This is a genomic window from Nocardia sp. CDC519, assembly GCF_059509835.1.
Genome location: NZ_CM183377.1, coordinates 133,588 through 148,670 on the forward strand (window position 1 = coordinate 133,588; position 15,083 = coordinate 148,670).

Below are 15,083 nucleotides of genomic sequence, written 5' to 3' on the forward strand. Positions count from 1 at the left end.
TCATCCGCGGAAGGTTTGTTCCCGGCGCTGTGGGTCGGCGAGGACACTGTGGACCAGTGCACCGAGGTCCATCTCGGGTGGCAGCGTCCGGTAGCGCACCTCGAACACGACGACACCGTTCTCGATCACCGCGAACCGCGTGGTCCGCCGCTCGAGCAGAACCCATTCGACGCGGACCGGGCCGCCGAGGTCGATCGTACGACCGTCCACCCGCAAAGCCAGCCCGGCGCCGTCGCGGTAGAACACCACCCGCGATTCGCCGAGGTCGCCGTACACCCCGGCTCTGGATCCGTTCGAGGCGGGCACCGCCTGCAAGGCGCCGGTCGCGGGATCGAACTCGGCCGCCACGCCGAACCCGGCGAACGGTTGCACGAGGATCGGGACCTGCGCTGGTTCCGGGCGTTGCGCGGGGCGACCATAGGGCCGGTTGGCGCCGCGGTTCGATCCGCCTCCGGCCGCACCGAACGGGGGCGGTGGAGGCATCGGGCCCCAGGAGCCGGGCTGGCCGTTGGATACGTGGTGGCCGCCGCTGGGGGCGTGGTCGCCGTTCGGCTGGTAGGGCGTCTGACTCCATCCCCGGTCGACCGGCGGTTGTCCCGGGTTGAGGTTCGCGTGGCCTTCGCGGTAGTGCTGGGCGGGAGGCGGCAGTGGATCCGATTGCGGGGGCGCTGCGAATTCCGGGGTGCGTGCAGGAGCGGGATTCTGGAAGCCCAGGGGCTGAACCGCAGTCGGCTGATAAGGCACCGACTGATGCGCAGGTCTCGGATCACCCGGTGGGCTCGCCGGTGCGGGTGGAACCGAACGCTCTTCGGGTGCGGGCGGTTCCGGCGGCGCGGTAGGCAGCGGCAGCTTCGACTGTGCCGAGTCAGAGATAGCCGGCATCGCCGAAAGCTCTGGAAGAGCGGCTGCTATCGGCGGCGCCGCAGGGTTCGCCGGAACCGGCGGCTCGGTCGAAGCCTGAGACGCCGGCGGCACTGGCCTGCCCGCGACACCGTCGTTCTCCGGCCACACCGACGACGCCGGTGGAACCGGATGTCCCAGCGGAACAGGCACTTCCGGAGACATCGGTGGGACCGGAGGCTGCGGCGGCGCAGACGGGGCAAGCTCCGGAGGCGCAGTTGGCGTCAGGCCCCCGGGAGACTGCGACGGCACGGGCAGGACCGGCGGCGCCGAAGAGACCGGCCGAACCGGCAGTTCCGGTGGAGCCGCCGGCTGCGGCAGCGGCGGCACGACCGGCGGCTGCGGCGAAACCGGCGGGGCAGACGGGGCCGGCGCCGCAGGAAGCACCGGCGGTTCCGGCGGTAGCGGCTGGCCCGGAGGCGCTGGTAGCTCGGGCGGCGCCGAAGGCAGCGTCGGCGGCACAGGCGATTCCGGCGGGACCGGTGGTTGCGGCGGCACAGGCAAGCCCGGCGGCACCGGCGGTGTCGGCGGCACCGGAAGCACAGGCAACTCCGGCGGCACAGGCGGAATCGACGGCCGCGGCGGCAACGGGAACTGCGGTGGGACCGGAGGTTCAGGCAATTCCGGCGGCACCGGCGGCGTCGGCGGCACCGGCGGCGTCGGCGGCACCGGCGGCGTCGGCGGGACCGGCGGCGTCGGCGGGACCGGCGGCGTCGGCGAAACCGGAGGCTCAGGCAATTCCGGCGGCACGGGCGGCACCGGCGTCGTCGGCGGCAACGGCAAGCCCGGCGGCGTCGGCGGTGTCGGCAGTGTCGGCGGCGCCGGCAACTCCGGCGGGACCGGTGGCTGCGGCGGAACCGGGAGCTGCGGCGGGACGGGCGGCTGCGGCGGCATCGGAGGCTCAGGCAACTCCGGCGGCACGGGCGGAACCGGCGGCACCGGCGGCACCGGCAAGCCCGGCGGCGTCGGCGGCAACGGCAAGCCCGGCGGCACAGGCGGTGTCGGCGGTGTCGGCGGCTCAGGCAATTCGGGCGGGACCGGCGGTGTCGGCGGCACAGGCGGGGCCGGGGGTTCTGGTGGGACCGGCGGCACCGGGGGTACCGGGGGTGCAGGAGGTTCCGGCGGCGTCGGGAGCACAGGCGGTTTCGGGGGTACCGGCGGAGCCGGAGGCTGGGGCGGTTTCGGAGGCTGCGGCGGGGCAGGGGGCTCGGGTCGGCTCGGTGGCGGCCAGGGTGCTGGGTTCGCGGGTTCGACCGGGTCTAACGACGGGAACTCGAAGTCGACGTCGCGCGGAAGCTTCGGGATATGGGAGCGGTAGATCGGGTCACGGCGGCGGCGCGGGGCACCGCCGTCGTCCGAGTCACGGTTACCGGAAGCGGGCGGCGTCTGGGGCGGAACGCCGGCCTGCCGGGCACCGTCATCGTCGGGTGCGCCGCGTCCGGCGTCACCTGAACCATCGCCGCTGTCCGGCGTGCCGCGTGTAGCGCCAGACGATTCGTCATCACCGGCCTCGGACGAACGACGTCCGGCGTCCCCCGAATCTGTGCCGTCGTCACCGTCAGGCTTACGGCGTGCAGGATCAGATGCATCGGCGTCACCGCCACCATCGGCGGACGTGCGCGGCGCGGTATCCGCCGAACCTTCGTCCCCGCCGTCCGGCGTGCCGCGTGTAGCACCAGACGATTCGTCGGCACCGGTCTCGGGCGAATTGCGCCCGGAATCGGTGCCCTCACCGTCAGGCTCCCGCCGGGTAGGACCAGGCGATCCGAGATCCCCGCCGTCACCCCCAGGCTCCCGCCGCGCAGCACCAGGCGACCCGACATCCCCGCCGTCACCCCCAGGCTCCCGCCGCGCAGCACCAGGCGACCCGACATCCCCGCCGTTATCGTCGGAGGTGCCGCGCCCGGCAGCAGCCGAATCGTCGGCGCTGCCGTCCGGCGTGCCGCGCACGGCACCCGACGTATCAGCATCATCGGGCTCGGACGAACGACGGCCGGAAGCGCCGGAATCGGCGTGGCCGTTGGGTATGCGGCTCACGGGGCCGTGCGGACCGGGGCCGGCGGCGGCATCGGAGTCTGGTCCGGCGATCTGCTCGGGCGTTTGTTCGGCGCGGTTTTCGGAGCGCTTGCTCGATCCGTCGCCACCTTCGGCCCCGCGATCGGGCGTCGCGGGATCGGCGTCGGCCTGTCCGTCTCGATCCGGGCGAGCGGGTTCGCTGAGACCGTCGACCGGCGGGGAGGCATCTGGTGCTGGATTCGGTGGCTCGGGGGTGCGATCGGAGCGCGGGGCAGGATCGAGATCCGAGGCGGGATCGTGATCCTGCGCGGGATCGGCACCCGGGGCGGGTTCAGGATCCGACGCGGGATCGACCTCCGCTACAGGACCAGGACTGGTCGCGAGATCAGAGCCCGCAGCACGGCCAGGGCCCGCAGCAGGGTCGACGCCCGAAGCGGGATCAGAACTCGCAGCACGATCAACATCCACAGCAGGATCCGCGCCCGCAACAGGATCGACCCCCACGGCACGATCAGGGCCGGCGGCGGCGTCAGGGTCCGCGGCCGGGGGTGTCGGATCAGGTGTGGGTGACTCATCACCGGCGTGCGGGTCGTCGGCTGTGGGTGGGAGGGCGTCCGAGTTCTGGGCGGGCGGGAGTTGCGCGGGTGTGGAGGGGCGTTCGGGCAGGAGTGGGGATGACGTGGGGCGGGTGGGGGCGTACGGGATGCCGGTGCGCCAGTCGGTGAGGGGTGGGCGGTCGGCGTCCCAGTGGTAGCCGAGGCCGATGGCGTAGGCGTTGGCGTCCTGCCAGGTGGCGAGGAGGTTGGCGCGCAGGTAGTCGGATTCGGCCAGGGCGTCCTGCAGCAGGATGAAGTCCTGCGGCAGCGGGGTGCCGTTGCGCAGGCGGTTCCAGGCTTCGGCGATATCGGCGAGGCGGTCCATCGGTTTGCGCACGAAACGGCCGTTGGGGTCGGCGTAGTCACGGACCAGCAGCTCGGCCTCCATGAGGTGGTGGCGGATCTGTGCGAGCTGTTCGGGGGTGAACACCGGGACGTCGTCGCGCATGTGCTCGGCCAGCGCGCCCGCGATCATGTCCGGCTCGACGCCGGCCATGAGCAGTTCGCGGACGTCTTCGATGGTGTCGCGGATGGCGGCGGGATCATCGGCGGCGAACTGATCGGCCAGGGCTTCGGCGATGCGGTCGATGTCGGCGTGGACGGCGTCGAGCTGGGCGTTCACATCGCCCCGCGGGTCGATCCCGGCGTGGCCGTCGACCAGGTCCCGCCGCACCCGGGCGACGACCTGGCGCGCCCGATCCACCTGCTGCTCGCGCCGGTGTTCCTCGATCCCCTCGGCGATCCGGTCCAAGTCGTCGGGGTCGGTCAGGAATCGGCGGTATTCGGCATCGGCCCAGTCCTGCACCCGCTGCCACTGCTCGGCTTCGTGCTCCCATTGCCGACGCAACGATTCCGGCACGTCGTCGACGCCCTGACGGTGATCGGAAGCGACCCAGGGCCGAACCATCGGCTGCACATTGCGTTCCGGTGGCGCGAACCACTCGTACCCGCGGAACACCGTCCCGAACGGTGGGATCCGCTGCAACCACGGCCGCGCCAGCACCCACCGGCCGATCCACGGATGCCGCTGAATCCACGCCTTGACGGCCGGATGCTTGGGCACTTGCGCCGCCATCAGCAGCAACCGCACCACGTTGTAGGAGTCGGCGCCCCAGTGCTGGCCGAAGATCTGATTCGGATCGAGACCGGAGGTGTTGTACTGCGTCGGCGCCTGCGGTGCGTTCACCGGCAGCGTGCTCTCCGGAATTTTGCCGGCCGGGACGTCGTCGGTGGGCAGGGTGATGTCGTTGACGACGTCCTCCATGGCCCAGCCGCTCACACCGTCCGGCGGGTCTTTGCGCGAGTACTTGCCGTACCGCTCGGCCTTCGGTTTGCTCGATTCGCTGGTATCGCGGCCGGTCCGCCAGTCCGGGCGGGTGGGGTCGACCCGGTGCCAGTTCCCTTCGCCGTCGCGCCAGGAGGTGATGTCGAGCCGGTCGCCGCCGACCCAGCCGGTGCTCAGCCGCTCCACCTCGAGCAACCCGAGTTCCTCGACCGTGCACACACCGTCGCGGTCGGCGCGCACGCGGCGCAGTTCGACGGTGGTGTCGGCGTCCATCATCGACTGCGCCACCAGCGAATTCGTGCGCAAGGCGGTGGCGAAGGCATCGTCGATATCGCTGCGCGGCGGGCGGCCGAGCTGGTCGCGGATACCGAACACCACGATCCGGGTGGCATCACCGTCGACGATGATGCCCACGCGCGGCGTCAGCATCCGGCCGCCTTCGCCCTCGATCATCGTCCGCCAGGCGCCTGCGAGGCCCGCCATCTCGTCCTGGATGCGGCCGGCGAGATTGTGCACCCGGTTCACGTCGCGGGCGGCATCGGCGAGGGCGTCGATATCGCGCAGCAGCAGGCGTTGGCCGTCGCCCGCCGCTCCGGTGAGCATGTCGAATTGGGCTCGGCCGCGCAGGAATCGGAGCGTTTCCTCGAGCCGGTCGGGAGCGAGAGCGGCCTCGTCGGGACGGCCCTGTGCGTCGACGACGCCGAGCCGGGTCGCGAGATCGTCGCGCATGACGCGGCGCGGTTTGATCTGCCGCAGTTGCTCGGCCCGCTGCCTGGCGAGCAGGTCCAGTTCGGCCGCGACCTCATCGGCACGCGGCCTGCCCTCACCGACGCCTGCGCGCTCGAGTTCGGCGAGCTGCCTGTCGACCTGGTCGACTTCGGCGTCGAGCCGGTTGCAGGTGCTCGCCGCGTCGGCGAGTTTGGCGATCGCGGCGCGCCGTTCGGCTGCGTCGGCGCTGCTACGCGGGGAACGGGACTGGCTGGGACCCTCATCCATGCCACCGGGATGGTCGACGGTGTCCGCGCCCGCCTCGTCGTAGAGGCGCAGGATGGTCGGTTCGAGCCGGTCGCCGCGTAGCGCGGCCTCGTCGACGCGGCCGTCATCGTCGACCAGACCGTGCCGCACGGCGCGATCATCGCGTTTGGCGCGCCAGAATTCACGTTCGCGGGCCAGCTCCTGACGCTGCTGTACCAGCCGGTCGTATTCGCCGACCGGGGTCACCGAGCGTTCCAGGCGCGCCAGTTCCTGATCGAGGCGCGCGACGTCGGCGTCGGCGTCGTTGAACTGCTCGGCCGCCCGTTCGAGCGCGTCGAGTTCGGCCAGCCTGCGCGGCATCTCGTCGACGCGCATGGTGCGGCCGCGCAGCTCCTCCATGGTCGCGCCGAGGTTGTCCCGGTTCAGTGCCGCGTAGGCGTCGGCGTCGTCGATCGGGTGGCGTTCGGCGCGCATCTCGCGGATCTCGCGCCACTCTTCGCGCCGCGCCACCGCTTCGGCGCGTTCGGCTGCGAGGCGGTCGTATTCGGCCCTGACCTCGGGAGACATCTGGGCGCGCGGATCCGCGTCGGGTTCGGTGCCGGGATCGCTGGCGGCAGGTGTATCCCCTTCGGCGGGTGCGGCCGCTTCGGCAGATGTATCCCCTTCGGCGGGTGCGGCCGCTTCGGCAGGTGCATCCCCTTCGGCGGGTGCGGCCGGGTCGGCGGGTGCGGCCGGGTCGGCAGGCGCAGCCGCGTCGGCAGGCGCAGCCGCGTCGGCAGGCGCAGCCGCGTCCGCAGGCGCAGCCGCGTCGGCAGGCGCAGCCGCGTCCGCAGGTGCAGCCGCGTCCGCAGGTGCAGCCGCGTCGGCAGGTGCGGCCGGGTTCGGCTGAGCGGGATCGTTCCGTCCGTCGTGCGGGGGCTGCCCATGCGACGACGTGCCGGCCTCATTCGTACTGTCACGCTCACCATCGCCGCTGTCCCCGTCGTCGGGCCGGGCGGGTGCCGGCGGCGTGCCCGGCGGATTCTGGGCTCCCCCGCCCGCTTCCGGCTCCGGCGGCGTGCCCGGCGGCTTCTGGGCTTCCCCACCGGCGTCCGACTCCGGCGGCGTACCCGGCGGCTTCTGCACTCCCCCACCGGCTTCCGACTCCGGCGGCGTGCCCGACGGCTTCTGCACTCCCCCACCGGCTTCCGGCTCCGACGGGGTTGGCAGCGCCCGCGCCTCGCCCGGCGCGGCGGGCGGCCGGGAGGGCGGAGTGTCGCCCGCGGGGGTCGGGGTGGCGTCGGGATCGTCGCCGGGGTCGGCGCGCCAGCTGCCGTCGGGGTTGCGGGGCTGGTGCAGATCGGGCTGCGGACCGGGGGTGGCGTTGTGCACGTCGTTGACGAGCCCGGCCAGGTGACGGACATCGGCGGCGCGCTGCCGGATCTCCTCGCGCAGGGCGGCCTGGACCTCGGCCAGCTCGGCGGGGCTCAGGCGTTCGTGCAGATCCATGCGGCCGTCGCGGAACTTGGTGTACGCCTCGCTCCAATCGTCGTCGCTCGCATTGGTGATATCGACGCCGAGGATGCGCAGATAGTCGCGGCTCGGCCTGCGATTGGCGACATCCGGGGCGGGGCCGTCGCCGAACGGGGCGAAAAGACCGGTGTCGCCGAGGATGTCGAGCAGGAACGCCAGCGATGACGGGTCGTGCACGGGCAGCTCGTCGCCACCCACTCGCGGATCGGCGCTCGGATCGCGCTGCAAGCCCTGGGTGAAGGGGTCGACCTCGCCGAGCGCGCGCACGAAATCGGTCAGCGCGTCGACCACCGCGGGATGGTCGGCCATCGAGAACACCATGGCGTTTATCGCGCGGCGCATCCCCTTGGGATCGAGGGTGTCCCGGTCTGGCCGCAGATGCCGCATATCCTCGGTGAAGCTCGCCCCGTACAGCACTCCCGGGGCGACGCCGAGCCGCCGCGCCAGCCGCAGCACCGCCGCGTTGACGGCGGCTTTGTCCAGCTTGCGCAGGTTTTCTGCGTATTCGGCGAGATCCTCGAGCTGCTGAAGCCGCCGCGAGTCCGGTGTCGCCGGATCGGCGATGATCCGCGCGACCAACTCCGGCGACAATGCGGTGCGATCGATCTCGAGCCGGTTGGTCAGATGGCCGAGCACCTTGTCGAGGGCGTTGTAGTGGTCGATCGCGTCGGCGCTACGGGTGGCGTCGAGTAGGCCTTCGACCTGCGTCGCGCGCAGCACATTGTCCTGCCACAGCTGGGCAATGGCGTCGGCCCACTGGCGCGGGCCGAGCGAGTCGGGGTCGACGATACCCAGCCGGCGAGCCAGTGTGTTGCGTTCGCTGCGAAGGGAATCCGCGCTGCGAGTGCCGTCGGGATCGGCCTGGGGATCGCTCGTGGCGGGTTCCTCCGAGCGGTTCCGGTCCGCCGCTCCCGCGGTTCGATCGGCGTCGCTGTCCACCCGGTCGGGACGAACCGAACCGGTCCGGTCGCCCGCCGTACCGTCAACCGTCCCGGCGGGCCCATCCGCGGGCACCGGATCCGGTACCACGTGCCAGGTCCCGCTCGGCTCGCGCACCATCGTCACCGCGACCGGCCTGCCGTCGATCTCGCCGCGGAAGTGCCGGATCTCGGGGGTGTCGAGCGCGACGATGTGGACCATGCCGTCGCGGTCGAGGAACGCGCTGTAGAACTCGACCTCCACCTCACCGCGGTCCACCCGGCCGGCCAGATCGGGGTCGCGGGTCAGGGCGGCGGCGATGGCCGCCTCGTGCTCGCCCCTGGCATTGACCACGATGACGCGCGGCGGTTCACCCGGAACCTGGACGACCCGATCAGCGGCGTCGGCGGCGAGGAAATCGTCGACCCGATCGGCGAATTCACCGACCAGATCGGCGCGCGCGGGCAGCTGCTCGCGCAAGGCGGCGATGGTCTCGTCCAATCGGGCGGACGGCGACAGCGCAGCGATCGGCACCCCGAGCAGCTGCGCCCACACGCCGCGTTCATCGCGAAGCTGTTCGCGCCGCAACGCGTCCTGGAAGTGCAGGCTGTTGCCCTTGTCTCGCTCCTGCGGAACTTCAGGACCCCACTCCGGCCCCGGTTCGCCACCGTTGCCCACGCCGTCCCAGCGCAGGATGTCGGTGCGTTCGCCGCGGGCGCTCGCGCGGTCGATCAGCGAACGACCCAGCGGGTCCTCGTCGAAGAAGCTGGTGGAGTCGGCGTAGGGGACGATGTCGTGTTCGGCGTTGTAGCGGCGGGCCGCGGCATAGAGGCCTTCGATGGCTCCGGCGCGGCGCATGTGGGCGTACCGCGCGTCCGCGACGGCGCGGCGCAATGTCTCCGGGTCGACGTCGGGCAAGCGCATCCCTAGTAGGCCCGCGATACGGCGGAGCTCGGCGGCGTCGGCGGCGCGCGTGCGCAGGTTGTCGGCGAGGTCGCGGGCCCAATCCGGTAGCGACGGCTCCTTGTCGAGTTCGCCCGTGGCGGGCGGCGCCTGGTCTCCGGGTGGCAGTTGCTTGCGCGCCGGCGGTTCGCCGCCGTCGAGCCCGGCCAGTTCCAGATCGGCTCGGATCTCGCGCAGCAGTTCCGGATCTGCTTCGTCTATCCACGGCGCGTACTCCTCGCCCTCGGGGGTGAGGATCGGTGCCACATCGCCTGTCCGAGTGGGCAGCCGGTCGGTGAGGTGCCGCAGGAACGGGATGAGTTCCCGGCTCTTCCACATCGTCACACCCTCTTTGAGGATGCGGGCCGGGTTGAACTTGGTGGTGAGTTCCTCGATCGGCGAACCACCCGGTGTCGCGGGGGGTTTGTTGGTGGTCAGGTCGATCGGCAGATACTCGTGGCCGAGCACCGATTGGCCGGCACCATCGACGCCGGACCCGGACGGATACTTCGGGCTCGCGCCGCCGTACCCGCCGCGCAACGCATCCCAGACCTTGCGCAGCCAGGACTTCTTCTTCTCGATCGCCTTGGGTTCGGACGCTTCGGGCCGCTCGACGGTCGGGCGCAGCCGCTCCGGCGCCTCGACCCGCCAGCCACCGTTGCCGTCGTCGACCAGCCGGACCGGGACCCGGTCACCGTCGACAGTGATCACATAGCGGCGGCCGCCGGATTCACCGGACTGCTCCTGCCTGGTCGCGAGGACGGCGTCGGCCAGCTCATCGATGTCGGTGATGCGGCGCAGCACCTCGCTGCGCAGCCGATCGATCGTCTGGCCGGCGCGGTCGTCGAGGTCGGTGGGGTCGACGTTCAGGCGTCCGGCCCACCGGTCCCGTTCGGCGGTGGCAGCGGCACGTTCACCGGGGTCGGTGACGGCGTCGAGCCGGGCGACCGCGTCGGCCAGCGCCTCGACTGTCGCCGCCCGCACGAGATTGCGGTACTGCTCGGCGGTGATGGTTTCGGCCAACCGCGCGGGATCGAGTTCATCGGCGCCGAGACCGTACCTGCGGGCCAGCTCGGCGGCGACGTCGGCGATCGGACTGACCTGCGGCATCAGCACATTGCCGGTGCGCGCGACAGGCTCGCTCGCGGGCTGCGGCGCACGATCGGGCACCTGGCCCGCGTCGTCGGGCGGGAACCAGAGCCCCGGCTCGTCGGGCGACGGATGCGTGAAGTCCTCCGGATACCGCATCGGTCGCAGCGGACCGGCCTCCGGGTCCAGCACCGCGTCCAAGAACCCGTGCGCATCGGCCAACTCGGCCAGTTCGGCCAACGCACCCAACGGATCCGGATGCCCCGTCAGCCGCTCCCCCAACCCGAGCAACTCCGCCAGCCGCGCCACATACCCGCGCTCCCGATCCGACAACGCCACCGGATCGTCCTGCCCCCGCAGCGCAACCTCCCGCAGGAAATCGACCACATCGGCGAACGGGCGATCACCCCAGCTCCGCTCGGCGCCATCGCCGTCGACGTCCCGAGGTGCAGGCGGGCCCGCCGGCGGCGCACCCGAGTCTCCGGCATCCGAATCCGGATCGCCTGCCGACGGCACGGGTTGCTGTTGCGGTGTTTCCGCACGCTGCACCGGAGCAGGCGACTGCGCCGCCGGCTCCCGGACCGCCGGATCGCCCGAAGCGGGCTGATCCGGCTGCGCCGGTGGTGTGGGCTCCGCCTGCTGCGGGACCTCGGCGGGAGCCGGCGGATGTGCCGGCGCTTCCGACGGCATCGGAGGATACGACGGCCGCGGCGGGACCGGCGGCTCCGAAGGTGTCGTCGGCACAGCCGGACGCGGAGACTCCGACGGCATCGGCGGATGCGAGGGCAGCGGCGGCTCCGACGGCAGCGGCGGCTCCGACGGCAGCGGAGGGTGCGACGGCATCGGAGGGTGCGAGGGCATCGGCGGATGCGACGGCAGCGGTGGGGTCGGCGGCTCGGAGGTTGGCTCCTTCGGGGGCTCAGCGCCGCCTGGGGATTGGGGTTGGCGGGGTGAGGTGGGGTCTGTGGGTGATGAGCCCGGGTCTTCGGGCCCCTCGGGCGGGTTCTGCGGATCGTCGGGTAGCGGGTGGATGGCGGTGTCACGCAACCACTGCACGCGCTCCTCAGCCATGCGCGCGGACCATTCGGCCTGGTCGGCGCGAAGGGCGGACCAGCGGTCGGCGGGGTTGGCGTCGGCCAGACCACGCAGGAAGGCGGCGTGCTCGGCCGCCATCCGGGCTTCCCATTCGGCCTGAATGATCTGCTGCCGCTCGAACCACGCGGACGGCGGGCCCTCGAGTACGCGCGCGGGGGCATCGCCGGACTCGGAGTCGCGTGCCGGACCATCGGAGTCGCCCGTGCCAGGCTCAGCCGGACCGCGCACGGAGCCCGGGCCGGCGGGCGATGAGCCTGCCTCACGCGAGCCCTCGGCGGGACTCTGCGGATCATCGGGCAGCGGATGAATCGCGGTGTCACGCAACCACTGCACGCGCTCCTCAGCCATGCGCGCGGACCATTCGGCCTGGTCGGCGCGAAGGGCGGACCAACGGTCGGCGGGGTTGGCGTCGGCCAGACCACGCAGGAACGCGGCGTGCTCGGCCGCCATCCGGGCTTCCCATTCGGCCTGAATGATTCGCTGCTGCTCGAACCACGCAGACGGCGAGCGCTCAGCTGTGCTGCTTCGCGCGGGGTCGCCGGCGTCCGAGTCACGCCCGGAACCATCGGCGTCGCCGGTGTCGGGCGCCCCGGGTTCATGTCCGGACTTCACACCACCGGCATCGCCCGACGCACGCTCACCCGATTCACGCCCGGCCACCGCACCATCGCCCGCAGCACGCTCACCCGATTCACGCCCAGCCACCGCACCATCGCCCACACCAGGCTCACCCGATTCACGCCCGGCCACCGCACCATCGCCCACACCAGGCTCACCCGGCTCACGCCCAGCCACCGCACCATCGCCCACACCAGGCTCACCCGGCTCGCGCCCGGACACCGCACCACGTTCACCCGGCTCACTCCGGGAATCCGCCCCATCCGAATCACCCGCACCGGGCTCATCCGGGTCACCCGGTGCCGGCGGGGCCTTCGGCGGGTCGCCGGGCGGAAGGTTGCCGCCAGCGGCTGCCGGGATGGGGCCGGAGTCCGAATCGTCCACAGGGGGAGCCGGATCAGCGCTTTCGCCGGGTTGGTGTGGAAGCGGGCCGCGCGGGTCTGCTGCGCCCATCTGCGCCTCGCGCATCGCACGGTAGAACTCGTCGGCGAGCCGCGCGACGTCCTTGATGCGCTCGGCCTGGTCGCGGACTTCGGCTCGTAGCGCGGCGAGTTCGGCGGCCAGCTTCTCCGGGCTGAGGCCTTCGTGCTTTTCGCTCCGGCCGTCCCGGTACGCCTCGTACACCTTGCGGAAGGTGGCGTCGTCGGCGTCGGTGAGGTCGACGCCAACGATGCGCGCCCAGTCCCGGTTGGGTGTGGGGCGCCACGCCGGATTCTCGCTGGGCAGCGGGCCGGTGTCGAAGCGACGGGCGGCATCGGCGAGGGCGCGCGCGAAATCGTCGGCGCCGCGGGCGCGCACCGCGTCGGCGATGATGTCGCGCAGCGCGGTCATCGAATCCCGGTCGTGCATCGGGAATCTGCCGTCGATCACGCGCGGGTCGCGGCTGTAGTCACCGCGCGCGACCGCCGCGTACGGGTCGATGTCCAGCAGCGCGTTCGCGTATTCGGTGAGCGCCGCGCGCACCTGGTCGCCGTGGCCGCGCGCCTCGAGATCACGGATCACCGTGGCGAGTTTCGCCGGCGACATCCCGGTGGGATCGACCGCGAACTTGCGGCCCTGACCGGGCACATCGACCCGACCCGGCGGCATGAGCGCGGCATGTTGCAGCGAAACCCCGGCCCGCTCGGCGAACTTCGGTTTGGTCACCGCGCGGGCTACCGAATCGGAGACGAGCTGCTCGGCCAAGCGGTTGCGTGCGGCATCGACGGCCGCCGCGTCGACCTCACGCAGTTGATTGGCGTATCCGGCGAGGTCGGTGAGCTGCTGGGTGCGCAGGGCACGACGCTTGGAGGTGTCGCTGAGCGCCTCCCCCATGGTCTCGCCGGTCAGTTCGGCCTGCGGAATGCCGAGCCTGTCGGCGAGCTTGCTGCGCGCGTCGCCGATCTCGTGGAAGGTCTGGATGTCGTTGGCGGAGCGGGTGAAATCGGTGAGGCCCTCGATCTGCGCGGCCCGCACGGCATTGTCGAGCAGCAGATCGGCGACGGTCTGGTCGATCATGTCCGGATGCACATCGGCCGGGCCGATCCCCAGCTCGTGCATCGCCCGGATCAGGTCGGCGAGGATTTCGTCGCGCGGGCGCGGCGCGGCACCTGCCGGGTCGCCGACCGGCGCCGGATCCGATTCGGGCACGGGCTGCCAGGGGCCGTCGCCCTCGCGGACCAGGGTCACCGAGAGTTCGCGTCCGTCGATGATTTCCCGCCGGTGCAGCACTTGCGGGGTGTCGACCGGTTCGAGGTGGGTGCGCCCGGTCCAATCGGTGCGGGCCACGCGGTAGTCAACGGTCAGGCGGCCGTCGGCGAGGTCGCTGACCAGTTGCGGGTCGCCGGCGAGAGCGTCCGCGAGCGCTTGGTGCCTGCTGCGCTCGCCGTCGACGACGATCAACCGGTCGGGCCCGTCCGGCTCCGGGATCCGCACGACCTGATCGCCGATCGCCGCACCGACCAGGTCCCCGTCCTCGGTCTCGGGATACCGCTGACGCGCGAGATCGGCGAATTCGGCCACCCGGTCCGAGCGCGCGATATTGGCCTCGCGCAACTGGTTCAGCACATCGTCGAGCAGCTCCGCGGTGAGTTGGCGCACGTCCAGATCGCGCATCGCGGCCCAGGTGGCCAACTCGTCGCGCAGCTGATCGCGGCGCAGCGCGTGTTCGAAGAACTGGCGCAAGCCTTGGTCGCGGCCGAGTTCGTCGCCTTCACCCCATTCCGGAAGCGGGTCGGCGCCATTGCCGATCGGCACGGTGTCCAGCAGGCCGAGGTGGTGGCCGAAGGCCGCGATGATCTCGTTGCGGAATCGGCCCATCGGGTTCTGGTCGATGAAGCTGACCGCATCGGCGAACGGCACCGCCCGGCCCGCCGGATCGGGCTCGGCGAAGCGGTTGCGACGCGGTGTTTCGGCGTTGTCGTCGTCATCGGTGAAGTCGTCGTCGAAAGAGTCCTCGGGACGGCGCTCGGGCCCGTCGAGCTGTGCCGGTTCCGCGCCGCGGTCCAGCCCGGGTGCGTCCGGCTCGGTGCCGTCCCAATCCAGCTTGGTGTAGGGCAGCGTCTGTTCCTCGTGGAGGCGCTGGGCTGCCGCCGCGAGGCCTTCGATCGCCGCGGCCGCGCGCACCACCCGGTACTGGTGCTCGTCGATGAGGTCGCGCAGCGTCTGGGGGCTCTCGTCGGGCAGGTCGACGCCGAGCAGGCGCTGAGCCGCGTCGGTGAGCGATTCCCCGTCTGGCGGCGGACCGGCCGGTTCCGGCGCACCGACGCCGGCGGGCGGTTCGTCGGCGAGCCGTTCGGCTTCTTCGCCACTGATCAGGTCGCGGTCGAGCAGATCATCGAGGATCCGTTGCCGCTGTTCGGCATTCGCGCCGGGGAAGGCGTCAAGCAGAGCTTGCCTGGCCTCCTCCGGGGTGATCCGTTCGACGTCGTGATCCGAGACGACCTGTTCGCGAACGAGATCCGGATCGGCGTCGGTGTTCCAGGGCCGGTATTCCTCGCCGTCGGCGGTGCGCATCGGCAGATGTTCGCCCGCCGAGCCACGCATGCGCCCCGACAGCTCGCCGAGAATCGGGATCATCTCCCGGTTCTGGATCCAGATCGGCGCCTGCTGGGCGATGCGCAGCAGCGTGGGATCGGGCGGGCCCGCCTCCGGCGGGG

The 15,083-nt window shown here is 72.0% G+C and carries 1 protein-coding gene (running past one end of the window); it reads right to left on the reverse strand.

Annotated elements, in window-relative coordinates; all coding sequences use genetic code 11:
- Positions 1-15,083, reverse strand: the 3' portion of a protein-coding gene (locus AC5W7N_RS00635; RefSeq protein ID WP_495923014.1) for a toxin glutamine deamidase domain-containing protein. The gene runs 11,965 nt beyond the window's last position; the window shows 15,083 of its 27,048 coding nt (coding positions 11,966-27,048); its start codon lies beyond the right edge, outside the window; it ends in the stop codon at positions 1-3.